Origin of the sequence: Pseudoalteromonas sp. OANN1 (assembly GCF_024124685.1) — a bacterium.
Lineage (GTDB): Bacteria > Pseudomonadota > Gammaproteobacteria > Enterobacterales > Alteromonadaceae > Pseudoalteromonas > Pseudoalteromonas piscicida.
The window spans coordinates 1-1,448 of record NZ_JAMXSE010000050.1 but is presented as its reverse complement, the minus strand read 5'-3'; the positions used below and the strand labels follow the sequence as shown (position 1 = coordinate 1,448).

At 44.3% G+C, this 1,448-nt stretch carries 1 protein-coding gene; it reads right to left on the bottom strand.

Translation table 11 applies throughout. The annotated features are described in order from the left end of the window. On the bottom strand, positions 1-1,448 hold a 1,448-nt coding region (locus NH462_RS22815), incomplete at both ends, for a non-ribosomal peptide synthetase (protein ID WP_253107825.1).

The following is a 1,448-nucleotide window of genomic DNA, read 5'->3' as shown; positions in this document are numbered from 1 at the left end:
CACTGGTAGCGCTACGGCAAATTGTTGTCTAATTTCTGACATTAAACGAATGCTCAGTAGCGAGTGTCCGCCTAGTGTGAAGAAGTTCGCCGTGGTGCTTATTCTATCGCTCGGTATATTCAGTAAGACTGACCAAATATCAACTAACCTTTGCTCCACTTCTGTTACCGGTGCAACATATTCTCCTTGCAGTGCACTGCCTTCTGGCTCTGGTAAGGCTTTTCTGTCTACTTTACCATTAGCCGTTAGTGGCCATTCATCCACAGCAATTAAAAAGCTCGGCACCATATAATCTGGGAGCGTTACTGCTAACCTGCTTTTAACGTCTCTAACCCATGCGTGTTTCGCCTCTTCATCCAACACCTGATTTGATTTGATATAACCCACTAACTGCACATTATCTGTCCACTTCAGGGTTTTTACCAACACAGAATCCACACCAGGTTGTTGCGCTAACTGCACTTCAACTTCCCCAAGCTCTATTCTAAAACCGCGGATCTTAACCTGATCATCTGTACGACCTATAAAGGCTAGATTCCCCCCCTCTAAGTAACGTACTAAATCGCCGGTACGATATAAACGACTCGGACTATGTGGATCACTCGATAGGTAATGTGGATTATCAATAAAACGCTCAGCTGTAAGCTCCGGACGATTGAGATATCCTCGCGCTAAACCATCACCACCGACATACAGCTCACCAACACACCCTTCTGGCACTAACTGCTGATTTTCATCTAGAAGATAAAAAGAGGTGTTAACCATTGGTCGACCTATTACCTCTAATTTACTTTTCGATTGCAATGAAAAGGCACAGTTCACTGTTGTCTCGGTTGGGCCATACCCATTAAGCAATACCCGCCCGTGCTGTTTTACAAATGAAATAAAGCTTTGCAACTCTGTGCCCATTGCCTCACCACTGGAGATCAGATCTATCGCGGGCAAGCCTGGCTCTTTAACTATCATAGCAAGTAATTGTGGTGTCGCATTCAACACACTGAGTTGATGCAATCGCGTTATATTTACCAGCTCGCGTGGAGATTTGACTTGTTCTTTACTTGGTATAATAAGCTTAATACCTGAACATAGCAGTGCAATACCTTTAAGAGATGCATCAAATACAAAAGATGATAGCCACAACCAACCATTTTTATAGGCTTTATCACAGCTTGCTAGTTGCGTAAAAAAACCTTCTCTAAAGTTCATTAACGCACGATGCTCTGTCATGACTCCTTTTGGCTGCCCTGTCGAACCAGAGGTATAAATGACATAGGCTAAACTCGATGCTTCCAATCCACTCTCTTGCCTCTCTATGTTCTCTTGGCTTTGCGCCGCAAATAATGCCGCATCATCCAATGCCACCACATGCCCCGCAAATTCCGCTAATACATCGACACCCGCGCCTTGTGCTAACACCACCTCTAACGCCGCATCTTCTAACATATAAT